This window comes from Erysipelothrix enhydrae (assembly GCF_035066605.1).
Taxonomy (GTDB): domain Bacteria; phylum Bacillota_I; class Bacilli_A; order Erysipelotrichales; family Erysipelotrichaceae; genus Erysipelothrix; species Erysipelothrix amsterdamensis.
In genome coordinates this window covers 202547-223696 of the sequence record NZ_CP125807.1, presented here as the reverse complement: position 1 = coordinate 223696, position 21150 = coordinate 202547, and the positions used below count along the sequence as shown (strand labels likewise).

The following is a 21150-nucleotide window of genomic DNA, read 5'->3' as shown; positions in this document are numbered from 1 at the left end:
ACTGGGTTTATTTATTTTTGAGGACTTAATGAAAAAGTTCCTAGGTTTAATGATTATGAGTTTATTTGTTGTGGGATGTGCGGGTGGAAAAGAAAGGAAAGAGTACATTGGAATAATTGCAGCGATGGATGAAGAGTTAGATGCTATAGTAAAATTAGTTGATGGACTTGATAAAGAGATTTGGCAATACTTCACAGTGCTTACTAATATTAGATCAGTAGGTACACATAAAGGGGAAAGGACTTATGATTATACATTAGGTATTAGAGCGGTTAATACAGTAGATTGTGCTACTACACAATTATATAGATTCCGAGTGAATCAAATACGGTTTATCTAAGTCAGGGAGCTGATATCCATGGTTATTTCGGTGACTTATTTGTCACAAGAGATTTAGATTATGGTAATAAAGATAAATTAAAGCAATCAATTTCGAAAAAGGTTATAAGCAATATGAGTAATGAAGACCTTCTTTTTCTAAAAATGTTGATTGGAGATCGTTAGTTTGAGGACAAAATAAAAAATCGAAAAAATAATAAACTTTGTTATTCTTAAAGAAGCCGACTTCTATATTTTGAAACCTTCAAAGTGTCAAGACATAAAGACTGTATTTTTTACTTGATGTAGAAAGAGATACTTTATATCAAGAGAAATTAAATTACGTTGTTTCAGAGTCCGAGTAAAATACATGTATGATCAAATTAATATATGAAGGTTTAATAGAATATTACATGATGAGGTATGATATTGAAATGTTTGCGATTATCTTTGTCTTATTAAATAAATATAATTTCCCATACAGAAAGATTCAAGATACATTAGAATTCGTAAACTACCATAAAACATTGATAACAGTTATGGAATTTTATAACCCTTGAACAGTACATATACGAAAATTGATATAATAAAGAATTTATAGAATCTGCTATATTTTATCTAGATGGAATCACAGAAATAGATTTGACATGAGCTCAATAATGGTTTGTTATAAATATACCCCACAGGGAGTATAAAAGGAATATAAAATGGACAAGAAAACGGAAAAAGTCACCTTAAATTAAATGTTGTTGACATTGGTTATATTGATCTATTAGTAGACCAAGGAGTATATACAAATAGAACAGATTTTATCAAGGACGCTAACAAATCAAAACTAGAAAACAAGAATCTCATTATTGAACAGGTGATTAATAATGAAAATAAAAAAAGTAAGTTAACTATAGGTATTTTCACATTTAGCATGGATAATTTACTAGAGAATGAGAAGGAACTTATAGTTATCGGAATGCTTATTATCCCTAATTCGATTGAAAGCACAGATCTATTTAAAGCATATAAATCGATCAAAGTATTCTAAAGAAATCAAAAAGCATTATGAGTTACAGGATGGAAAGGTGTACTCATTGATGAAATACTACCGAGATTTCAAACTATTATTACCGATACGTAGAAGTCTTCGGTGGAGGGGCATCGGTGCTGTTTACAGTAGCTTGTTCGAATAGATTTTCAATAAACAATGGTTATCAAATTAATTTAGATAATCTCTTTGAGTTGTAAAAGAAAAGTCATTATCTTTTTTACTAGAACTTAATCTTTTTCCTATTAACTCACATGAAGACTTTAATCACTTAAAAAACTTACTTTCTAGTAAGTCTAACTGTTTTCCTCATTTAGATGAAGAACTTAAAATTAGGTTAAAGCGCGAAGAGTAAGAAAGGAAGTAAATCTAAGAGAGAGACGGAAAGAAATATATTTTGATTTTTATAATAAAGAGTTAAAAAACACTAAAGAATTAATCAACGAAACAGATGACTTTTTCTTAGCCAAGAAAGTTTTCGATTAAATATAGTATCAAAAAGAAAATGATATAGATAGTGAATAGGGTGAATAGGGTGAATGGACTTCAATAAAGGCACATTGGATTGCGACAGGAACACATGAAGTAAATAATATAAACGGTAAAAAGGAAACGTAAACCAATTTTCTAGAGATAAGAGAAAAATATCAAAGCAGAAGGTATTGAAAATGACTGCATATTATTAAATTCTTTTTTTGATGATAAAAATGCTACAAAGATAGAATTTCAGTATTAGGTGATGTCAAAAAGTTTGCAAAAACTGATAATGAGGAGAATATGGAGAAAAGTTGAATCGGAAGGGCCTGTATTCAGTGTAATAGATAAATGTTACTAAATTTGTGTTGCAGAGTGGGAGTAGTAATACTTAAGATAAATTAAAAAACGAAAGTCCACTATTCAGTGGAGTAGTAAACTAAAAGTAGACAAGTAAAAAAGACTTGTCTACTTTTTTTGTGTAATAATAAAATCAGAGATAAAACGGAGGTATTAATGATGGGAAGACCCAAAGGTGGATTAAATGATAAATGGACTTTTGAGGATCGCATTAAAGTCGTTACACGTCATGTTGATGAACATATAAGTGTTGCGAAACTATCACAAGTCCTAAAGGAACGATTAATGGGTGGATTGATCGATTCATGCGCGATGGTAAAGAGGGTTTAAAAAACAAGAAAAAGACAGGAAATCATTTTTCTGCGCTTCATACGAGTAAATCATTAACTGATATCGAACGACTTCAACTCGAAATTCTAAAACGAGATATTGAGATTGCACGATTAAAAAAAGGGTACCAGGTGAAAGGAGTTGGTGTAAACAAGGAGTTCGTTACTTTAAAAGACAAGAATTCCAAATAGCACATGATTTATCTTTTAAACATCCGATTACGTTCATTCTTAGATTTATGAATTTGAACCGATCTGGTTATTACAAGTGGTTAAAGCATAAGGATGATCTCAATATTTATGAACAAAAAAGAGCGATTCTTAGCTTTGTGATTAAAGACTGGCACCGCCGTTTTCCAAGTTATGGTTACCATGATATCGCTGCAGTCATGAGAAAGCAAAGTGATTTAGGGATCGAATTTTCCGATAACTTAATCCACAAGTGCTGCAAGTTTTTAAGTATTAAATCAAAAGTTAAACACTATTCCTATAAAAAATCTGGAACACAAAGTCGAATTTATCCCAATATTATAAAGAATCAATGGAAGGCAACACAACCTTTAGAAATTATTGTTTCAGATATGACACATATTCGAAACAAAGGGATTAATTATGAATGGACTTTAATGGTTGATACCTTCAACAATGAAATTATAGGTTCTGCATTATCGCGTACAACTGGTGATCTTAAGCCTTACTATAAGTGTCTTGAGGATATCCTTGCCCTACTTAAAGATAATAAAAAAGCAGCTCCCACGATTCTTCACACAGATCAAGGAGCTGTCTACCACTCTAAAGCTTTCGCTAAAGCGCATGAAAATTATAACATAGTTGGATCTATGTCGCGAACTGGAACACCAACAGATAATCCAATTATCGAATCATTAAATGGATGGATTAAAGCAGAAATGGCGTGTGATTATCAATACTGGTCCGTAGATAACTTTGAAAATTTTATCGAAGAATATGTACATTATTTTAATTTTGAAAGACCTGCTTACTGTTTAAATTACAAAACCCCTATCCAATATAAAATGGATAAGGGTTTCTAGTCTATTATTAATGTCTACTTTTGTTTGACAACTCCAATTTATAGGCTTCCTTTTTTTATTTATTAATACATTGGCGGCATTTCAGGTGTGATTTGTTTCTCTTCAACTGACGATGCAACTGCAGCTTCTGTTGTTAGGAAGAGGGATGCAATCGATGCAGCGTTGAGTAATGCATTTCGTGTTACGCGTGTAGGATCAAGGATTCCTGATTCTTGAAGGTTTTCCCATTGTCCTGATTTTGCGTTAAATCCAATATTCAACTCTGATTCAAGTTGTTTTGTAACGATTTCATCTCCATCAAATCCAGCATTTTCAGCTATTTGCCATAATGGTTTTAGGATTGATTCAAAGACGGTTTTAATACCTCTATTTTCGTCTTGATTTTCTGAACTAAGGTTATCTTTTAAATCCATGTAGGCGCGAGCAAGGGCATATCCACCACCAAGCACGACACCTTCAGCAACCGCAGCTTTGGTTGCGTTGAGTGCATCTTCAATGCGTAGCTTTTTCTCTTTCATTTCGGATTCAGTTGCTGCTCCAACTTTAATGACAGCAACACCATTTGTAAGTTTCGCAAGACGTTCCTCAAGTTTTTTCTTATCAAAGTCGCTGCTTACATTGTTTATTTGAGAACGAATTTCGCTTGCACGTTCTTCGATGGCCACTTTGGTTCCAGCTCCACCAATTAAGGTTGTTTCGTCCTTGCGGATGACTACTTTTGAAGCCGTTCCAAGTTGATTGATTTCAGTTTCTTTGATGTTCATTCCAAGTTCTTTACTGATTAATGTAGCGCCTGTTGCAATCGCAATGTCTTCAAGCATCATTTTTTGATTGTCTCCAAATCCTGGTGCTTTTGTTGCAGCTACATTGAAGGTTCCACGGAGTTTATTGACTACAAGTGTTGAGACAACATCATTGTCAATATCCTCAGCAATAATAAAGAATGGTTTATTTTGTTGAACAATTTGTTCTAAGAGGGGAAGGATTTCTTGGATTGTTGAGATTTTATGATCTGTAACCAAGATATAAGGGTTTTCCATCTCAATTTCCATGGTCTCACGATCTGAAACCATATAAGGTGAAATATAACCTTTGTCATATTGAAGTCCTTCCACAACTTCTAATTCAGTCTCAAATGTATTGGATTCATCTACTGTAATGACACCATCATTTCCAACTTTCTTCATTGCTTCCGCAATAATTGCTCCGATTTCTTCGCTACCAGCACTGATTGAGGCAACGTTTGCGATATCGCTGCTTGTCTCTATTTTACTGCTGTTTTCAAGCAGGTAGTCAGCAATTGCCCGCGATGCTTTTTCAATACCAAGACGCATTAATACGGGATTTGCGCCACGATCAACATGCACTAATCCTTTATGAATCATTTCCTGTGCAAGTAATGTAGCGGTTGTTGTTCCATCTCCAGACACATCATTGGTCTTATTGGACACTTCATATAGCAACTTTGCCCCCATGTTTTCAAATGGGTTTCTAAGTTCAATTTCTTTAGCGATGGTAACACCGTCATTAGTGATAAGCGGTGAACCAAAACTACGCTCTAAAACAACATTACGTCCCTTAGGACCGAGCGTTACACTTACCGCATTAGCAAGTGTATCCATTCCTTTTAAGAGTAAATCTCTTGAGTTTTGTCCATAACGTACATCTTTAGCCATTATTTATCATCCTCCACAATTGCAAGTACATCTTTCATGTCGATAATTAAATAATCTTTGTTTTGATAAGTTACATCTGTTGTTGCATATTTTTTATAGATGACACAATCCCCAACCTTTACATCAATGGGAAGTGTATTACCTTCTTTATCTTTCGTTCCATTACCTACAGCAACAACGCGTGCCATAGAAGGCTTCTCTTTGGATTCCGGCAATAAGATTCCGCTTGCAGTAGCGGACTCTGCAAGAATCTCTTCTAACAAAATGCGGTCATACAATGGTTTAATCATGATGCGTTTCCTCCTTTATTTTGACCTCTGGCACTCTATTGTTATGAGTGCCAACACCTATATTCTAGGATTGACTTCAAATTTTGTCAATCCCCATTTGTTAAATTATCAGGTCTCTATACAAAGTAATCGTGAAAGATTGCAATGTAATCATATTGACTTGAAAATTATTAAACAAAGAATAAAATCAAAGTGAAAGGGGGGATATTTTGCGACGAAGTGTTAAGAACACAGTATCGACAATGCTGTTATTTGGACTGATGATTCTCGGCGCACAGGCAACTGCACTCGCCAAAGTAGGTTGGGAAAATGTAGGTTGGTCAGGCGCAAATTTTTTATCGAAGGCATGTAACTCAAAAACTACCGTATTTGATGAACCCAAATATTCATATATGTCGGCGACAGCAAAAATAGGATCAAAGCAAACTAAAAAACATGCTTACAGTCCAAGTCCATATACATCGGTTCATGCAGTTGCTTTTTCAGGATATAACGAAACGTGCTATACCTGGGGTAATGCATATTAATCGATGGAACTCCCTAATAAACTAGGGAGTTATTATAAGGGGTGTTAAATATGAATAAAAAAAAATTATTGACAATTTATCATGTGCTTTTATCACTGTATATGATTGTATGTACTTCGTTCTTTTTCAATCAATATTGTGATATAGCGAAAAACAATGTTTCCAATTTATCGAATTTCATTTATTTCATCAAAGATAATCTGTTCTTATTGGTTTTATTTTCGATTGTACTCATTTCAATTGTTTTGAACCTCTTTTATGTTTCAGAATATTGGATTTTTGTATCTAAAGAAATACTTAAAATTAAGCGTATTGTAGGTTTTACTTATTCAGAAATACTACGCTCTTTCACCTTAGATTATATGGTGCAACTCGTCGCAACGTTTCTCTTCTCATCACTTCTGTCAGTCCCTTTTTTGAACTATTTTAAATTGCCGATTGGAGTGCCAATTATCATAGCGGGAACAATCATGATTCTTGTGATGGGATTGATCATCAATATTTTGTTTTGGAGATGTTTAAGGGCATATAGGAAAAATAAAAGTGTTGGTCTTAATATCACCAAGAAAGTGGGTTTAGTATTTCAATTCTCGACCTCTTTGATGTTGTTGTTTGTATCGCTCATTCTTTTTGAGGATTTAAACCGGCAAGTATCACCTTATAAAAACTATGCTCAATTAGATACAGCCTGGTCCGTGTCTGCTAAGTATCCGGAATCGCTTCAAGAAACCATGAAAATCGAACAAAATCCTGAGCTCTATCGTGGTGAGATCCTCAATAAAATCGCTACCACCTACGAAGAATACCACGATCATATGATTGTATTCTATCTCGATTCCCACTCATCAAATACACTTGGAAATCTTGTATTCCTAAACGAAACGGCTTTAAAACTTAATAACATGAATACAAAGTCCGTGAAACGCTATCAGAATACTGATGCGATTCCAATCATTACAAGTAACTCCCGATACACTGTGGGGGATCAAATTCAATCAGAAGGGTTAAACTATGTCATCGCGGAAGTAGTTGAAAAGCCGTTTACAATCCTTGGTCCCAGCGACTATATAGAATTGTCGTCAAAGGACTACCTAATTGCTTATTTCGATATCTCAAACATTAATCAACATCTCCAATTAACCAACAGTAATTTTATCGATGAACTCTTTTTTATGAATCTTTCAGAAGATGAGGTGGAACACATCAGGAATGATTTAAATGAACCGACATTTAAGTACCAAGTATCCTCGATTAAAAGCATTCAAGAAGGATTCTATCATCAGAAAATATTAATGTTGGCGAGTTATTTCGGCGTGGGAATGATTAATATGATTTTTAGCTTATTTGGCTTGATTTGCGCGGTGTTTGTAGATATTCATTATCGCTCTCTAGATTTTGCTTTATATCAAGTTGTGGGATACTCGAAACAATATCTCATCCGTTCATATCTAAAATCGATATTTTGCCTTATCTTTATATCGACGTTGATTGGAATTGCAACGATGCACATCACCCTCGATTTAACGTGGACTGTGCTTGGCATTGGTATTTCAATCTTAATCGTACTTGTTGCGCTATTAAGTCAATTTATCACCAAACGCATTACCGCAATTAAAATATTAAATATTATTGGAGGAGAAAATGTCTGATACAATTTATACCATTAAATCACTTTCAAAAACGTATGGAGATCATGATGCGAAGGTACATGCTCTAAATAATGTAAATATTGAGATTAAACGCGGTGATTTTGTTGCCGTAACGGGATTATCCGGTTCAGGAAAAACGACATTTCTCAATACCCTTGCTGGTTTAATTGAAGATGCACAGGGAAGTGTCTTGTTTGAAGGGAAAAACATCCTTGATTGGAATGATGCTTTACGTGCTAACTATCGCAATCAATCCATTGGATACATTATGCAAAACTTTGGTTTAATTCCAACGATGACGGTAATTCAAAATGTATTACTGCCCGTAAAACGAATTCGAAAAGAACATCAAGAAAAAGCCCTTCAATTACTTGAAATGTTAAATATCAAAGATAAAAAAAATGCATATCCCCACCAACTATCAGGGGGGCAAAAACAACGCGTCGCTATCGCAAGAGCACTGATTCAAAGTCCTAAGGTTATCCTTGCAGATGAACCTACAGGTGCATTGGATGTTGAGAATGCGCAGATGATTATGCGTATTCTCAAAGCGATTCATGAACAAGGTGTCACCATCATTCTTGTTACCCATGCCCAATCACTTGCAGTTACATGTCCAACCCAACTTATATTTCAAGATGGTTATCTCAAAGAAGTCCTTAAAACGTAAAAAGCCAAGTTTCCTTGGCTTTTTTCATTTAAAACATACTTTTAATGGTTCCTTCGGTTGCCGCTTTCACTGCGACACCTAAGAGTGTTTCAAGGTAACGCAACGGATTCTTGGAAGCAATAAAAGCTTCGCTCTCAGGTGTCGCGTAATAGTAAGCAATCTCATCATGATAGACAACGGAAATTAAATTGGCTTTAAGAAGTTGTTGGATGTAAACATCAAACTCTTGTTGACTAAGATGATAAAGCTGAGGTAGGACATGATATCGATCAATACAACCTCTTACAATACTTACGTAAATAGCAGAAGTGTTTTTAGCACGTGCTTTTGTGTAAGGTGGTCGTGCTGCATCGGGAAGTACCCATGTTTGTTTCGGTTTATCAAAATAGGCACCTGGAATAAGACCATCGTGAATCCAAGCTAGAATGGTTTGTTTGTGTTTAATCTTAAAATTCTTTTGAAATGTACGGATATTCATAACATCCCCCTTAGTCGCTTTTCTTAAGCATACCATATCGTTAAACAAGACAAATAAAATTTTATTGAAATCGTCTTGGATTGTAGGGTCAAATGTTTACGCGTATAATCAAAGATGAAACGAGGATGCTTATGAAAACATACATTGCATTATTACGAGGTATTAATGTTGGCGGGAAGCATAAAGTTCCAATGGCTGACTTGAAACAGATTTTTGAATCACTGGGTTATACTTCCGTTAAAACATACATAAACAGTGGGAATGTTATTTTTAAAAATGAAAATGAGACATTAAGCTCAATGCAGGAAGCATTAGAAAGAGCCCTCAAAGATTTTTTTCATTTCGAAATCCCGCTTGTGATTATAACGCTTGAGCAGCTAGAACATGTTTTAAAGGAAGCCCCTGCTTGGTGGGATAAGACTAACAGAGCCTATTATCACACTGCAATTTTTATAATACCACCAGCACAACAAGATGATATTATTGAAGTTATGGGTGAAGCGAATGCGGAATTTGAATCGGTTCAATCGGGATCGGATGTTATTTATTGGTCCGCAGACCTTCAAAACTATTCGAAATCCCGTTGGTCCAAAACTGCGAGTACATCAATTAATAATTGTGTAACACTCCGAACCGCCAATACCGTTTACAAGCTTTTAGAACTCTCTCCAAAATTGAAGGATTAGAAAGTTGTTGCAAATCATTCGCAATTAGAATAAAATAAGTGCGAAGGGAGTATGTTATGAATCAATATGAAATCTTAAAAAAACAGTTGGATTTAGATCCTGATTTTAATGAACGGTATCAAGCTCTTTCATTTGAACTGCAGAAAGAATATCAAGCATTTGTGTCGCGACTTTTGGAAGGGAACCTTGCTGATGAAGCATGGTTATCATGTTCGCAATCACTTTACGATTGTGACCTAATTAATGCATCTTGTAAGGCATGTTACCCAATATCAGGTCAGAAAACCGCTTTTAAAGTTTCAATACCCGGTGTTGAGGAAGTCTACTCAATGTGTGCTTTTGATGCCATGTGCTTCTTATCACTGAACAATTCGGAAATAATTTGCCTTGATGGCACCAAAATCACACGTAAAAACCTCCAAGATGTCCCATTGAAGGTTTGGGTTCCCAATGCGAAATCAGGTTGCTGTGTTGCCTCTAAATCGTGCAGTTCAATCAAATTCATTGCTAAAGATGAGGTTCCATGTAATGGTGGCGTGAGTTATACATTACCGGAGGCGTTTGCGTTGTCTGTGCAACTTTTTGATTATGCACTTGATGTTATTAAAGCGAAGATCTCAGTTTCATGAGATCTTTTTTTTACCACTCGTACAAATGAACTACTCAATTGAATTGTTTCTCCGTATTATTTAAAAAGTAGTGTATAAAATTTTTAAGGGTTTTATATGTTTATAGCGTATTAAGTAATATTCTAAGGGGGGAAACAGATGTATCATATTGCAGTTGTTCATGAGTGTGAAGATGTTAGGCACCAGCTTTTCCAAAGTCTTTTACGGATAAAAAAACGCCATAGCATTAACGAGTGTTTCTTATATAAAAAATTTGTAGATTTTCAAACAGACCCATTATGTTTAAAGATTGATATCCTAATCATCAGTGTAGCCATACCCGATCAATTCGGAATCGAATGTATCCATTCGCTTGAACGTTTGAATCCAAATCTTATTGTAATTTTTATATCGTCACTTGATGATGTAATGCATACGGTCTATGGAACAAATATTTATGGATTAATGTTTCAAGAAAATATAGAATCAACTTTAGAGGAAACATTACGGGCTGCGATTTTAAAAATTGAGAACTGCGATCAAAGCATCATCTTTAAAACACGAGAGGGTATGGTAAGATTGGTACAAAATCAAATTAAAGCAATCATCTATGAGAAGCGTCATCCCGTTATTTATACCGAGACGGGAACATATACGGTCATGAACCAATCTTTAAAATCAATAGAAGAAGTGTTAGATGCCGCACGTTTTGTACGGGCAAATCACGGGACGATTGTAAATGTAAATTATATTTCTCAACTGAATCCGAAAACATTATTTCTAAAGAACGATCCTGAGGCGATTGTTATTTCGCGAGGACGTTATCCAAAGATACTTAAGGTAATGTTGAAGCGATAAAAATAGAAAAGACATGCGTGATGCATGTCTTTTAAGTGTATGTGAGGGATAAAATCAGTCTGAAAATAAGTGTAAGTAAAAATGTTGGTAAGACACAAAGTTTAGATGTTTTAAAGTATAAAATGATTAGATAACTCGAAACAAACATAAAGTAAGTGAAGATGAATAAGACGTCATAGCTCCATAAAAGATTAAAAGATAAGCTTTGGCAGATTAATAGAAGAAGGCTAATTTGTATGACTTCATGAATTAAACGAATGCAGTAGTATTTTTGAATACGAACTTGAATCATCGCTCGCATTTCAATCATATAAGAAATGTAAGAACTCACTGTCAAAATATGCAAGAGGGTTAACAGGAGTGAAGCAAGTGTGTTGACATAAGGGCTATTTTCAGTTGGCAGTAGACACAGCATACGAAGGTACTCATCTGAATCATTGCTTAGTGAAGTTATAAATAATGAAACGAGATTAGTAATGATTAAAAACTTAGAACGTTGTAAGAATCCCATTTTTAAGCTCATAGCGTTGATCAAACTGGATGTTCTGAATCCCTTCGTGGGCACAGATGATGATGGTTCTGTCTTTAAGATCTTGATGTATGAGTTCGATAAAGACATCTACAGATTCTTGGTCTAAGCCTCGTGTAGGTTCATCAAAGAGAATGAGTGACTGACGTTCCATAATTGCTTGAATAATACCTGCTTTCTGACGCATTCCAATACTATAGCTTCGCATGGGTTTAGGATTGGTGATGTCAAGTTGCAGACGGTCACAATATTTTTTAATCGCATCATAGTCATACTTCTGTTTTAATGTATAAAGAAATTTTAGGTTATCTAAGAGGGGTCGCTCTTCAATAAAACTAGGATTTTCGATGAGAGCACCCACGTCTAAACCTGAAACACCTGAAATACTTCCACCATCAGGATTGATCAATCCCGCAATGATTTTAAGCAGAGTTGATTTTCCTGAACCGTTTGCGCCTTTGATATAGATGGTTTGGCTTTTTTGTATTGTAAGATCGACGGATTTAAGCACATCCTGATCTCGGAATGATTTGGATACATTGTGTAGTTGAATCATATAAACTCCTTTCTGTATCTGAAATGGTCCTTTTCAAAATTAAACCACTCCTTTTTTTCGCAGATGATTACTTACATACAAATTAATCACTGTGAGCGCTAAATAGAATATTGAAGATGCCAGACCTGCAAAGATACGTGGTGTACGCATTTGAAACATTCCAGCTGAAAAGACATTTCCAATCATCGTAGTTGATAAAATCTTGGGTAAGATGCCTTCATAGCCAAAGGTGCGTAAACACACCGGACCTAAGACTCCCAAGAAACAGATTAATCCGATAATAAGTGTAGGAATAAGTCCAACATAGAGGTAACGATGTTTAATAAAACGGCTTAAACTAAAGAAGAACAATGAAATAATAATTGAACCTAGAATTCTTAAACCTGAATAAACCACCTGATTTGATATAGGGTCATTTGTGAAAGGTAAAATTTGTAGGTGGTCTTGTTCGATGGGTGCATTCAGTGGAAAAAGTGGTTGTTTGAAAACGTGTAGAAGCACCATTTCAGAAAGCATCATTGTTAATGCAAATAATAGTGATTTTAAAATAACCCTAAGTATTTGTTTCCATAAGAACGCATTGTTTAATCGGATGCGTGCAAAGTCATCAAAATGATTGTTTATGATCGTGTAGTCAAAGTCTGTTGCATAAAGAACAAGCATAAATGCATAGATTGTAATGTAAATAGCATTTCGGCCATCAAATACAAAATAAAAATTAAGCAGTCCGTTTGGAAATTGGAAGCACTCTGTAGTGCAAATATAAAGCACCTGAACAAAAATCGGTACAGAAAAAAAGAGAAAATTTCGTTTAATCATGGTTCCTCCTCTAATTTAAAATAAGCATCAGAAGCATGTCTTCTGAAAAAAGTGACATGTCACCCTAATTAAACCGTCTTAAACACGTAATTTCAACGCTATTAATATTATTTAAGAAAACAATATCGAAGGCTTCAAAGCATAAAAAAAGCACACGGTTTCGCATGTGCTATATGATGATTATTCTTTATCCAGTAAAGGAATGTAACGGGGTGTATAGCCAAGATGATCAAGGTAACGTTCAAGATCTTTAAAGGCAATGGTATACGTAATCGAATTATCATTTGGGTGAATTCCAATTGTATCATCACGATCAATGGCTTCATCCACAATCACGGTAATTTCATGATTCTTATCTGCAATTACGGAAGCTGCAGTAAGGCTTCCAAATTCAACGCCAATTAAATCGCTCATCTCTTCACTGGTCGGGAAGGTTAAGCGTTTGGTTCCAAGTTGAGCTTGTAAGTCTTTTAGATCGGGATGTTTTTCATCATGCGCAAGAATTAAATAGAACTCATGTTCCGTTTTTTTCGGTTTCACAAGAAGATATTTAATTTGTGGGCCAGGAAGTTCGGGGATTTCAACTTCTACTGAAAATATGGGTTCATGATGATCTTCACGGTATTCAATATTCAGTTCGTGCAATAAGTCTGTAATCTGTTGTCCGTATTGATTTTTCATTCTATTGCTCCTTTTTCTACTTGTACTTCAATCGTAACGCAAATATAACGTGATTACAAGGAACATTCTTGCTAAGTGGTGCGTCTTGCGATGTAAAATATATCTGCTATACTTATCATTATGCTTAGAAAATAATAGAGGTTTATGATATGCGTAAAGATTTTTATCGCAATGTGTTACCCGCGATGTTTGCGTTCGCATTTTCTGGCTTATATGCCATTGTTGATGGATGGTTTATTGGTCAAAATGTAGGCGATTTAGGAATTGCTGGAATTAATTTAGCCTATCCGATTACGTCCTTTATACAGGCTTTAGGAACAGGAATTGGGTTAGCGGGTGCGATTCAAATAGGGATTGCACTGGGGTCAAATGATCATGAAGACCAGGCACGTTATCTCAAAACAACGGTATGCTTACTGATTGGTGCTTCCCTAGTAGCTTTTGTTTTACTCGTTAAAACCTATCCACAGATTTTAACGTTTTTTGGAGCGCAAGGACGTCTTTTCGATTATGCAGCCGATTATATTCGAATTATTATCCTTTTCTCAATATTTCAAATAATGGCAACCGGTTTGGTTCCCATTATCCGTAATTATGGTGGCACCCTCTTCGCGATGGTTGCGATGATAACTGGATTTATAACGAATGTTATTTTGGATGGTTATTTTGTATCCGTTCTTAAGTTAGGAACAGCTGGAGCCGGTTATGCTACAATTATCGGCCAAGCTTTAACCATGCTTTTATGTGTTGGTTATATGTTTAAACATGTGCCATTTGGTGGATCTGAGAAAATCAAAGTTACATTGAGTTCTGTGGTTCAGGTCCTAAAGGTTTCGTTATCACCTTTTGGATTAATCTTATCCCCCAATCTCATGATTATTGTTTTAAACCAATCTGCCATTCAATATGGTGGTGATATCGCAGCAGCAAGCTATGGTGTCATCTGTTATGTTGTTTTTAGTGTTCAATTATTACTTCAAGGAATTGGCGATGGCTGTCAACCTTTAATCAGTCGTTATTATGGTAATGATAGTATGGACAAAGTTCATGAGATTGTATCAATTGCAATCCGATTTGCATTTGGGGTTGCACTGACCTGTATGGTAATTCTATACAGTTTAAGATTTATGATTCCAAGGTTTTTTGGTGCTTCAGAGGAAGTCGCGTTGATGATCGCAGAAGTGATGCCTTTATTCTTACTCGGATTAATTCCGATTGCATTCCTTCGCGTTTCCACATCTTACGCCTATGCAACGCGAGACAACCATACAGCTTATCGTCCGATCTACAGTGAACCCATTCTTACCACAATTCTCTTATTGTGGGTGTTACCTTTCATGCTTGGACTAAAAGGGGTTTGGCTTTCTGTACCGCTTGCCCAATACTGTGTTTTACTGTACTCCATGGTGGTGTATTGGAAACAAGTAAATCAATACAAACAAGATTTTCACGTAGAATCCAAACGAATTTGATATGATATTGGTGAGGTGAATTATGGAACTCAAAACACACAAATGTATTATTAGGCCTTTTTGTCGGGAAGACTTTGATTATGCGAAAACATGGCTTAAAGACTCCACGGTGATGCAGTTTATTGAACCGGTAATGGATGATGAAACCATTAAAGGATTCCTGAAGACGTATTGTTTAATTGAAAATCCACCTTTGTTTGCGATTGAAGATCGAGCAACTCAAGAAGCCATTGGACACGTGATTTTTCATCAACTGGAAACAGAAGATGTGGGCGATGATCTTAAAACGTATGAGATGGGTTGGATCTTACGTCGAAGTGCTCAAAAACAAGGCCTCGGTCGTGAAATTAGTGAAGCTCTTATTGAGTATGGTTTTCGAAATTTAGCGTTAAAACGAATTGTTGCCTATTCCATCCCACATAATATGGCGGCCATTCATCTCTTAACAGATCTTGGCTTTACCGTAAAGATGCAAGATCAAGAACTCATTGAGTTTGAGCTTGTATATCATTAAGAAGACCTCCTAGGAGGTCTTTATTTTTGTTTTAATTCAAGATAACGGGGTGTATACCCAAGATGATTGAGGTATTTTTCCACATCACGAACCTGTAAGGTTAAGGTGATGGTATTGTTGTTGGCGAGAAGACCAATGGTATCATCACGGTCAATCGCGGTATCAAAAATCGGGGTGACTTTATGATTGGTATCTGCGATAAGTGAAAGCAAGGTCAAAGAACCAAACTCAATCCCTAATAAATCTTTCATCGCTTCATTCGAAGGGAAGGAAAGCCGCTTGGTTCCTAAGTCCTGAGCAAGTTGTTTTAAATCAGGATGTGTTTCATCGTGGGCAACGACTAAGTAATATTCATCCGTTTTCTTAGGTTGTAATAGTAAATATTTTACTTGTGGACCTGGAATATCGAGATCATCCGATTCAACAGTAAAGATTGGTTTATGATGATCTTCCCGATAAGGAATGTCTAATTCATGGAGTAAATGATAGATTTCTTCTTGATATGGTTGTGGATTCATAAAAACCCCTCCTGTTTCTTTATAATCATCATAAGTGATTTTGAAACAGGTTTCAAGGCTTAGTCATGTTCGTATGATAAATACGTGAAGTCATTGCTTTTAATAAGTGCCTAAGCTATTATTTCCATACATATTGGAGGAAGTTATGAAAAAAATATATGGAATCATTTTGGTGATGTTAAGTTTTGTGCTGGTGGGGTGTGGCACGAATCCGCAAGGATCGGAACAAAAAGCGATTGACGCTTTTTTTGCGGGAAAAACTTATACAGCCTATATCTCGAACATGGAGTCATCGAGTGAATTGGATTCTTATCTAAATCCCTTGGATTATGCCTATGCGAATATGGATGATCTTAATGGTCGTGTTTACTATAAAGAAAATACAAAGGGTGATTTGGTCGTTGGTACCGTGACCATTTTAAACGGTCAAAATCTTAGAACGGAGAAGGTTCATATGTTGAATCATCGCAACAATACAGGGGAGCTTTTTGTTACTGAAAATATCAAAAAGTCTAATGACATTGCCTTGAAGAAATTGACAGAGCTACCACCATTTTCAACAGGTTATGAGTTTCTTGAGTTAAAGAATGGTAAGCGTGTCTTACTTGAATACGATGAAGATACGAATTATGTTGACTCAATCTATATGTTTGACGAATTGATGGACCACTTATTAAGCATTTCACTGTCAAAGCATGATTTTGAAGACATTATTGATTTATCAAAAACACGAGGGGGTATCATTCGATATTTAGATCGTGATGCTCTGAAAGAACTTCTTCAAGATGAGAACAATCCATTTTGGGATGTTTTAAACAAAAATATTAAGGAAAGTCGTGATGTGTTCACAAGTTCGAATCAAAGTGAAACGAACTCAAATGGTATCCGTCGTTATTTCGTAGCGGATAATGGTAAGACCGCTGAAGGTTGGAAGGAATTCTTAGGTGGTTTTGACGTTAAAAATATCGACTAGTATTTAAAATAGAAAAGAGGGGTTCTATGGGAAAAAGCGGTGAGATGGTCGATGGAACAATCTATTCACCATCATTAGGATTTGATTGGAATTACAGTGCATACTGTCCATATTTAGACAGTAATGAATCGTTTGGTTCACTCCCTGTTGTTTATCTCTTACATGGGGCAACTGGAAACCATCGTAATATGACGGAGCGGTTTTTATTGCCGGAGTTTCTGGATGAGTGTATGGAACTGGGTGAATGTCGTAAATGTGTTGTGATTTTTGTAGATGGCTTTAACTCGTTTTATCTAAACAGTCGTTGTTTTCAAATGGAGACGGCCGTGATCGAAGATCTTATTCCAACACTTGAAGCGCGTTTAGGACTTCATCCTACCCGAGAAAAACGCTTTATTGGTGGTTTATCTATGGGAGGTTATGGGGCAAGTAATTTAGCTTTACGCTATCCCGAGTATTTTTCAAAGGTAATGGCTTTATCGCCGGCAGTTTGGTATACCATGACACCAACAACAGTAACCTATGAGTGGCATGTATTCCGGGATCAAAATGATGTATTTGATCATGAACTTTGGACTCGTCAACATCCAAGTGCAAGTCTTGCGTCATACCAATCAAAAAACCTACCTGTGTCTTTTTTGGTTATGACAGGTGGAATGGATGAAGCCGTTTCGATTTCAGAAGTAAAACGCTTTGTCACCGATTTACAAGCCTATACAGAGGTGGATGTTCATTATCTTGATGATGGAGACCACTCGTGGCCTTTTTGGGAGTATGGCACCTATTATGCGTTTAAACATTTTTTCTAAAACAGCCTAGGCTGTTTTTTTATAGTGTTTAAATAGGATTAATGAAACGACTAGGGTAAGCAATTCGTACGTTAGGGGAGCCAACCAAATCGCGCTTGCACCGAATAAGTAAGGAAGACTGATTACACACAGCGCTACAAGAAGATAGCCACGCATCATTGAAATAAGCATTGCCGGACGAATACGTTCCAGTGCAGTAAAATAGCCGGCTAAGACAATATTAATTCCCGATAGAAGGAATCCAAAGCTAAAAATCGGTAATGCTTTAACCGCAAGGTTGAAAGGATCGATATTCTTTGCATCAATAAAGCCACTTACAAGGACTTTTGGAAAAACCTGACAAAGGATGAAGAACCCAAGTCCACACAACACACTGACAAAAAGTGCATCGTTTAAAATCCAATTAATAAGTTTTGGTTGTTTTTGACCGTGATAGTAACTGATTAAGGGTTGTATACCTTGATTGATTCCAATCATGGTAACCGTAACCAGATTGGTTAGATACATTAAGACTCCAAAGGCCGCAAGCCCATTGGATCCAAAATAGAAGGCAACCCCAAGGTTAAAGACAAAGGTAATAAATCCAGAAGAAAGCTCCGTTAAGGCATCTGGAATTCCAATTTGAATCATTTTTATGAGAGTCTGAAAATTCCAAGTAGGCTTGATAAATTTCAGCGTGGATTTAGAAGATAGGAAATACGATAAAAAGAAGATAAAGCCGAAGACTTGCGCAATCCCTGTCGCAATTGCCGCACCTTGAATGCCCCATTGAAACTGAATTACAAAAAGATAATCCAGGATAATGTTCACAAAGGCACTTAAGATGATACCCAGCAACGATAAACCAGGAGCACCATCGGCTTTAACCAGTACCTCAAGGTAATAGGTCAAGATAAAGAATGGACTAAATAGGATCATCATACTTAGGTATTGAGAAACATAGTGCATGGTATCCGGTGTTGCACCTAACAAAAGAATTATGGAGTCACGGAATAGACCCATAAGTATGGCTAAGACCAAAGCGAAAAGCCCTAAAAACCAGAAACCCAGTGAGAAGATGACGTTACTTTCATAGAGGTTCTTTTTACCGAAGTAATAAGTGATGCGGGTTGATGCACCGACCGCAATCATTAAGGCAAACGCAAAAATCATATTGATGTAAGGCATTGAAAGGTTTACGGAAGCTAAAGCTTGTGGTCCGACGCCTTTACCGACAAACATCCCATCAACCATGGTATATAAAGAAAAAAAGATCATCGCTCCGATTGAGGGAAGGATGTAACGGGCGAGATTATGACGCAATTGTTTGCGTGTGGGTATTGTATTCATAAAAGGCCTCCGAGATTCTACTTTGAAACGTTGAATTTAAGCTCATCATATCATGTTTGTCTTTAATGTATGATAGAATAAATAGGATTTGGAGGACATTATGACATATACTACATTACTCTTTGATATTGATAATACCCTGTTAAATTTTAAGGAATCTGAAACGATTGCGCTTAAACAACTTTTTGAAACGTTAAAGGTACCGTATACCAAAGAAGTCTTGGATTACTACTATGATGTGAACCATAAGTTATGGGAAGCCCATGAACGCGGCGAGATTGATCAACAAACCATTCTTGACGAGCGCTTTGGTGTCTCCCTAGCATCCTTTGATTTACCGTATACAGGTCGTGAGATGGATCAAATGTTTCGAACACTGATTGAAGAAAATAATATCTTTATGCCGGGTGCAATGGAATTACTGGAGGCAGTCAAGGAAGACTATCGTTTAGGCATTGTGACCAATGGGATTACGGATACACAATATAAACGACTGGATCACGCAAACATTCGTGATTGGTTTGGTCATATCTTTATTTCTCAAGAACTTGGGTATGCGAAACCGATGATTGAGTTTTTTGAGATTGTCGCCAAAGAAATGCAACCGTTTAATCCTGCAGAAACAATTGTATTGGGTGATAATATTAAAGCAGATGTTTATGGTGCAATGAATGCGGGACTTACTGGATGTTGGTATAACCCTGAAGGGAAAGCCAACTCAACAGATATTAATCCGGATTTTGAGATTAATAATCTGCTTGATTTCCTGGATATTATTAAATAAGAACCTAACGATAAAAAATATATTTACGAAAATGATTTTAATGAAAACAATTTTCGATTGGATTCAAAATCAAGAAAACAAACAGAAGAACCACTATAAAGTGGTTCTTTTTGTATTTGGTAATCATTTACAAAGTTAAGGATAGTATACACTGCGTTGTAAGGGCTTACTCAAACGGTATTTGTTTTCAATAAATCATCTTGATTAAAACAATTTTCGATGCTATACTCCAAATGTAAGCGATACCAAGATAATCGCAGAGGTGGAAAATGAAAAAACTATATTCAGCATTACTGGTTGCCTTTGATGAAAACGGAGATCTTTCCGAACAAGGATTACGCGAAATTGTCCGTTACAATATCGATCATAATAAGGTCGATGGTCTTTATGTCGGAGGAAGTACGGGGGAAAACTTCTTAATCTCTACGGAAGAGAAAAAAAGAATCTTTGAGATTGCTTTTGATGAAACGCAAGGGGCATGTGATTTGATTGCGCAAGTAGGTTCCACAAACCTTAAAGAAGCCAAAGAACTTGCACGTTTTGTAACAGATCTCGGATATAAAACAATCTCAGCGGTTACGCCTTTCTATTACAAATTTGATTTTGAGGAAGTTAAAAATTACTACAACCGCATCTTAGAAGATATTGATACAGAGATGATTATTTACTCAATTCCTTATCTAACGGGTGTATCGCTTTCTTTGGATCAATTTGCAGAACTCTTTGAAAACGAGAAAATTAAGGGTGTTAAGTTTACGGCTGCGGATTTCTATCTTCTTGAACGTATGCGCACAACATTCCCTGAAAAATTAATTTATGCCGGCTTTGATGAGATGTTGTTGCCAGCATGTGCATTAGGTGTTGATGGGGCGATTGGTTCTACCTTTAATGTGAATGCATTAAAAGCTCGTCAAACGATGGATGCCGTGGATGCAGGGGATTTAAAAACCGCATTACAGCTTCAAAAAGAAACCAATGACTTAATCAGTGCAGTCTTAGATAATGGCCTTTACAACACATTAAAATTAATCTTAGCAGAGGAAGGAGTTCATGCAGGTATTTGTCGCGAACCGATGAAAGCACCTCAAGAAGCACAACGTAAACGTGCAATTGAGATTCACCAAATGTATGTAAAAGCATAAAGGAGGTTTG

24 protein-coding genes and 1 pseudogene are annotated in these 21150 nt (G+C 36.0%); 17 read left to right on the top strand and 8 right to left on the bottom strand.

All coding sequences use genetic code 11. The features are described from left to right. The first annotated feature begins 28 nt into the window (after nt 1-28). The 5 genes and pseudogenes from LLS04_RS01250 to LLS04_RS01235 all read left to right on the top strand — a co-directional run bounded on the left by LLS04_RS01250 (nt 29) and on the right by LLS04_RS01235 (nt 3572). Nucleotides 29-340, top strand: a complete 312-nt coding sequence (locus tag LLS04_RS01250; protein WP_407933722.1) for a GMP synthase (glutamine-hydrolyzing) — start codon at nt 29-31, stop codon at nt 338-340. Nucleotides 341-1048: 708 nt separating this feature from the next. After that, a pseudogene (locus tag LLS04_RS08480) lies at nt 1049-1357 on the top strand (hypothetical protein); the annotation flags it as partial. Between the two features lie 990 nt (nt 1358-2347). Further along, nucleotides 2348-2521, top strand: a complete 174-nt coding sequence (locus LLS04_RS01245; RefSeq protein WP_323611474.1) for a hypothetical protein — start codon at nt 2348-2350, stop codon at nt 2519-2521. Next, complete coding sequence (locus tag LLS04_RS01240) at nt 2497-2712, top strand: ArsR family transcriptional regulator (protein ID WP_323611473.1); 216 nt, start codon at nt 2497-2499, stop codon at nt 2710-2712. Before LLS04_RS01245 ends, LLS04_RS01240 begins: the two co-directional genes overlap by 25 nt. Continuing rightward, nucleotides 2634-3572 carry an IS3 family transposase gene (locus tag LLS04_RS01235; protein WP_323612128.1) on the top strand — a complete coding sequence of 313 codons (939 nt, stop codon included), beginning with the start codon at nt 2634-2636 and terminating at the stop codon, nt 3570-3572. The genes LLS04_RS01240 and LLS04_RS01235 overlap by 79 nt, the downstream gene beginning before the upstream one ends. A 62-nt stretch (nt 3573-3634) precedes the next feature. Here LLS04_RS01235 and groL read toward each other — a convergent pair whose 3' ends face one another. Together groL and LLS04_RS01225 are read right to left on the bottom strand one after the other, a co-directional pair. Further along, nucleotides 3635-5248, bottom strand: a complete 1614-nt coding sequence (gene groL, locus LLS04_RS01230) for a chaperonin GroEL (RefSeq protein ID WP_323611472.1) — start codon at nt 5246-5248, stop codon at nt 3635-3637. Further along, nucleotides 5248-5538, bottom strand: a complete 291-nt coding sequence (locus LLS04_RS01225; protein ID WP_003775000.1) for a co-chaperone GroES — start codon at nt 5536-5538, stop codon at nt 5248-5250. The genes groL and LLS04_RS01225 overlap by 1 nt, the downstream gene beginning before the upstream one ends. Before the next feature lie 209 nt (nt 5539-5747). Here LLS04_RS01225 and LLS04_RS01220 point away from each other — a divergent pair, with 209 nt between their 5' ends. The 3 genes from LLS04_RS01220 to LLS04_RS01210 are packed head-to-tail and all read left to right on the top strand — an operon-like array spanning nt 5748 to nt 8384. After that, a complete protein-coding gene (locus tag LLS04_RS01220) occupies nt 5748-6065 on the top strand; it encodes a hypothetical protein (protein ID WP_237558331.1) in 318 nt (105 codons plus the stop codon). A 50-nt stretch (nt 6066-6115) separates the two neighbouring features. Then, nucleotides 6116-7714 carry a hypothetical protein gene (locus tag LLS04_RS01215; protein WP_323611470.1) on the top strand — a complete coding sequence of 533 codons (1599 nt, stop codon included), beginning with the start codon at nt 6116-6118 and terminating at the stop codon, nt 7712-7714. Next, on the top strand, nt 7707-8384 hold the full coding sequence (locus tag LLS04_RS01210) for an ABC transporter ATP-binding protein (RefSeq protein WP_275159178.1): 678 nt from the start codon (nt 7707-7709) through the stop codon (nt 8382-8384). The genes LLS04_RS01215 and LLS04_RS01210 overlap by 8 nt, the downstream gene beginning before the upstream one ends. A gap of 28 nt (nt 8385-8412) precedes the next feature. Here the strand turns inward: LLS04_RS01210 and LLS04_RS01205 are convergent, their stop codons facing one another. Next, entirely contained in the window at nt 8413-8862 is a 450-nt protein-coding gene (locus LLS04_RS01205; protein WP_323611469.1) for a hypothetical protein, read from the bottom strand. A 131-nt stretch (nt 8863-8993) separates the two neighbouring features. Here LLS04_RS01205 and LLS04_RS01200 point away from each other — a divergent pair, with 131 nt between their 5' ends. The 3 genes from LLS04_RS01200 (at nt 8994) to LLS04_RS01190 (ending at nt 11014) form a co-directional block, all read left to right on the top strand. Continuing rightward, a complete protein-coding gene (locus LLS04_RS01200; RefSeq protein ID WP_323611468.1) occupies nt 8994-9548 on the top strand; it encodes a DUF1697 domain-containing protein in 555 nt (184 codons plus the stop codon). A gap of 56 nt (nt 9549-9604) precedes the next feature. Continuing rightward, the gene (locus tag LLS04_RS01195) at nt 9605-10177 is read left to right on the top strand and encodes an alkylmercury lyase (RefSeq protein ID WP_323611467.1); all 573 of its coding nucleotides are present in this window, start codon (nt 9605-9607) and stop codon (nt 10175-10177) included. Between the two features lie 138 nt (nt 10178-10315). Next, on the top strand, nt 10316-11014 hold the full coding sequence (locus LLS04_RS01190) for a LytR/AlgR family response regulator transcription factor (protein WP_275144331.1): 699 nt from the start codon (nt 10316-10318) through the stop codon (nt 11012-11014). 488 nt (nt 11015-11502) lie between these two features. Here LLS04_RS01190 and LLS04_RS01185 read toward each other — a convergent pair whose 3' ends face one another. The 3 genes from LLS04_RS01185 to LLS04_RS01175 all read right to left on the bottom strand — a co-directional run bounded on the left by LLS04_RS01185 (nt 11503) and on the right by LLS04_RS01175 (nt 13599). Further along, the gene (locus LLS04_RS01185) at nt 11503-12099 is read right to left on the bottom strand and encodes an ABC transporter ATP-binding protein (protein ID WP_323611466.1); all 597 of its coding nucleotides are present in this window, start codon (nt 12097-12099) and stop codon (nt 11503-11505) included. A 39-nt stretch (nt 12100-12138) separates the two neighbouring features. Further along, the gene (locus LLS04_RS01180) at nt 12139-12918 is read right to left on the bottom strand and encodes a hypothetical protein (RefSeq protein WP_323611465.1); all 780 of its coding nucleotides are present in this window, start codon (nt 12916-12918) and stop codon (nt 12139-12141) included. Between the two features lie 180 nt (nt 12919-13098). Beyond that, nucleotides 13099-13599 carry a YbaK/EbsC family protein gene (locus tag LLS04_RS01175; RefSeq protein WP_123171210.1) on the bottom strand — a complete coding sequence of 167 codons (501 nt, stop codon included), beginning with the start codon at nt 13597-13599 and terminating at the stop codon, nt 13099-13101. 149 nt (nt 13600-13748) lie between these two features. Here LLS04_RS01175 and LLS04_RS01170 point away from each other — a divergent pair, with 149 nt between their 5' ends. Further along, entirely contained in the window at nt 13749-15071 is a 1323-nt protein-coding gene (locus LLS04_RS01170) for an MATE family efflux transporter (protein ID WP_323611464.1), read from the top strand. A 22-nt stretch (nt 15072-15093) separates the two neighbouring features. Further along, a complete protein-coding gene (locus LLS04_RS01165; protein ID WP_323611463.1) occupies nt 15094-15585 on the top strand; it encodes a GNAT family N-acetyltransferase in 492 nt (163 codons plus the stop codon). 20 nt (nt 15586-15605) lie between these two features. Here LLS04_RS01165 and LLS04_RS01160 read toward each other — a convergent pair whose 3' ends face one another. Beyond that, nucleotides 15606-16103 (bottom strand): YbaK/EbsC family protein, encoded by a 498-nt coding sequence (locus LLS04_RS01160; protein ID WP_123171213.1) that lies wholly within the window; start codon nt 16101-16103, stop codon nt 15606-15608. Nucleotides 16104-16248: 145 nt separating this feature from the next. Here LLS04_RS01160 and LLS04_RS01155 point away from each other — a divergent pair, with 145 nt between their 5' ends. Together LLS04_RS01155 and LLS04_RS01150 are read left to right on the top strand one after the other, a co-directional pair. Then, a complete protein-coding gene (locus LLS04_RS01155) occupies nt 16249-17076 on the top strand; it encodes a hypothetical protein (protein WP_323611462.1) in 828 nt (275 codons plus the stop codon). Nucleotides 17077-17102: 26 nt separating this feature from the next. After that, nucleotides 17103-17885, top strand: coding sequence for an alpha/beta hydrolase (locus LLS04_RS01150; protein ID WP_323611460.1), 783 nt, complete (start codon nt 17103-17105; stop codon nt 17883-17885). Between the two features lie 6 nt (nt 17886-17891). On the opposite strand, the gene LLS04_RS01145 is transcribed toward LLS04_RS01150, so the two are convergent. Beyond that, complete coding sequence (locus LLS04_RS01145; protein WP_323611458.1) at nt 17892-19214, bottom strand: MATE family efflux transporter; 1323 nt, start codon at nt 19212-19214, stop codon at nt 17892-17894. Between the two features lie 100 nt (nt 19215-19314). Between LLS04_RS01145 and LLS04_RS01140 the strand changes: the two genes are divergently transcribed. Together LLS04_RS01140 and LLS04_RS01135 are read left to right on the top strand one after the other, a co-directional pair. Continuing rightward, nucleotides 19315-19998, top strand: a complete 684-nt coding sequence (locus tag LLS04_RS01140) for a YjjG family noncanonical pyrimidine nucleotidase (RefSeq protein ID WP_323611457.1) — start codon at nt 19315-19317, stop codon at nt 19996-19998. Nucleotides 19999-20267: 269 nt separating this feature from the next. After that, nucleotides 20268-21140 carry an N-acetylneuraminate lyase gene (locus tag LLS04_RS01135; RefSeq protein WP_275159684.1) on the top strand — a complete coding sequence of 291 codons (873 nt, stop codon included), beginning with the start codon at nt 20268-20270 and terminating at the stop codon, nt 21138-21140. Nucleotides 21141-21150: the final 10 nt, after the last annotated feature.

What these genes read in the sequence shown, in the direction of transcription:
- LLS04_RS01250 (WP_407933722.1), top strand. Translation starts at nt 29, where the DNA reads ATGAAAAAGTTCCTAGGTTTAATGATTATGAGTTTATTTGTTGTGGGA.
- LLS04_RS01245 (WP_323611474.1), top strand. Translation starts at nt 2,348, where the DNA reads ATGATGGGAAGACCCAAAGGTGGATTAAATGATAAATGGACTTTTGAG.
- LLS04_RS01240 (WP_323611473.1), top strand. Translation starts at nt 2,497, where the DNA reads ATGCGCGATGGTAAAGAGGGTTTAAAAAACAAGAAAAAGACAGGAAAT.
- groL (WP_323611472.1), bottom strand. Translation starts at nt 5,248, where the DNA reads ATGGCTAAAGATGTACGTTATGGACAAAACTCAAGAGATTTACTCTTA.
- LLS04_RS01225 (WP_003775000.1), bottom strand. Translation starts at nt 5,538, where the DNA reads ATGATTAAACCATTGTATGACCGCATTTTGTTAGAAGAGATTCTTGCA.
- LLS04_RS01215 (WP_323611470.1), top strand. Translation starts at nt 6,116, where the DNA reads ATGAATAAAAAAAAATTATTGACAATTTATCATGTGCTTTTATCACTG.
- LLS04_RS01210 (WP_275159178.1), top strand. Translation starts at nt 7,707, where the DNA reads ATGTCTGATACAATTTATACCATTAAATCACTTTCAAAAACGTATGGA.
- LLS04_RS01205 (WP_323611469.1), bottom strand. Translation starts at nt 8,862, where the DNA reads ATGAATATCCGTACATTTCAAAAGAATTTTAAGATTAAACACAAACAA.
- LLS04_RS01200 (WP_323611468.1), top strand. Translation starts at nt 8,994, where the DNA reads ATGAAAACATACATTGCATTATTACGAGGTATTAATGTTGGCGGGAAG.
- LLS04_RS01195 (WP_323611467.1), top strand. Translation starts at nt 9,605, where the DNA reads ATGAATCAATATGAAATCTTAAAAAAACAGTTGGATTTAGATCCTGAT.
- LLS04_RS01190 (WP_275144331.1), top strand. Translation starts at nt 10,316, where the DNA reads ATGTATCATATTGCAGTTGTTCATGAGTGTGAAGATGTTAGGCACCAG.
- LLS04_RS01185 (WP_323611466.1), bottom strand. Translation starts at nt 12,099, where the DNA reads ATGATTCAACTACACAATGTATCCAAATCATTCCGAGATCAGGATGTG.
- LLS04_RS01180 (WP_323611465.1), bottom strand. Translation starts at nt 12,918, where the DNA reads ATGATTAAACGAAATTTTCTCTTTTTTTCTGTACCGATTTTTGTTCAG.
- LLS04_RS01175 (WP_123171210.1), bottom strand. Translation starts at nt 13,599, where the DNA reads ATGAAAAATCAATACGGACAACAGATTACAGACTTATTGCACGAACTG.
- LLS04_RS01170 (WP_323611464.1), top strand. Translation starts at nt 13,749, where the DNA reads ATGCGTAAAGATTTTTATCGCAATGTGTTACCCGCGATGTTTGCGTTC.
- LLS04_RS01165 (WP_323611463.1), top strand. Translation starts at nt 15,094, where the DNA reads ATGGAACTCAAAACACACAAATGTATTATTAGGCCTTTTTGTCGGGAA.
- LLS04_RS01160 (WP_123171213.1), bottom strand. Translation starts at nt 16,103, where the DNA reads ATGAATCCACAACCATATCAAGAAGAAATCTATCATTTACTCCATGAA.
- LLS04_RS01155 (WP_323611462.1), top strand. Translation starts at nt 16,249, where the DNA reads ATGAAAAAAATATATGGAATCATTTTGGTGATGTTAAGTTTTGTGCTG.
- LLS04_RS01150 (WP_323611460.1), top strand. Translation starts at nt 17,103, where the DNA reads ATGGGAAAAAGCGGTGAGATGGTCGATGGAACAATCTATTCACCATCA.
- LLS04_RS01145 (WP_323611458.1), bottom strand. Translation starts at nt 19,214, where the DNA reads ATGAATACAATACCCACACGCAAACAATTGCGTCATAATCTCGCCCGT.
- LLS04_RS01140 (WP_323611457.1), top strand. Translation starts at nt 19,315, where the DNA reads ATGACATATACTACATTACTCTTTGATATTGATAATACCCTGTTAAAT.
- LLS04_RS01135 (WP_275159684.1), top strand. Translation starts at nt 20,268, where the DNA reads ATGAAAAAACTATATTCAGCATTACTGGTTGCCTTTGATGAAAACGGA.